The following is a 326-nucleotide window of genomic DNA, read 5'->3' on the forward strand; positions in this document are numbered from 1 at the left end:
GTGTGGTTTGGTGTTGTTAAATTTGTATTTGTTTTTAGCTGAATAAATTTAAATTTTATATATTTTTTATATTTTATTTAAATAAATTGTGATATGATTTCAAATCAAATTTTATTTAGGATTTTAAGAAAAATATGAGTGGCAAGAGTGTTGGTGTGATTATCCCTATTTATAATACTAGCAAATATTTGGATAAGTGTTTAAACTATATTTATTCGCAGACCTATCAAAATATCAAGATAATGCTTATAAATGATGGCAGCACCGATAAAAAAGTGGATGAAGTTATGGAAGATTATGCAAATTATGATGATTATATAGAAGCA

1 protein-coding gene is annotated in these 326 nt (G+C 24.2%); it reads left to right on the plus strand.

Annotated elements, in window-relative coordinates; genetic code table 11:
* Nucleotides 1-134 precede the first annotated feature (134 nt).
* Nucleotides 135-326: glycosyltransferase family A protein (locus tag CSUIS19073_RS08305; protein ID WP_330518316.1), on the plus strand; the 192-nt coding region annotated here is incomplete at its 3' end.

It is taken from the genome of Campylobacter sp. RM19073 (assembly GCF_024723495.1).
In the GTDB taxonomy this organism is placed as follows: domain Bacteria; phylum Campylobacterota; class Campylobacteria; order Campylobacterales; family Campylobacteraceae; genus Campylobacter; species Campylobacter porcelli.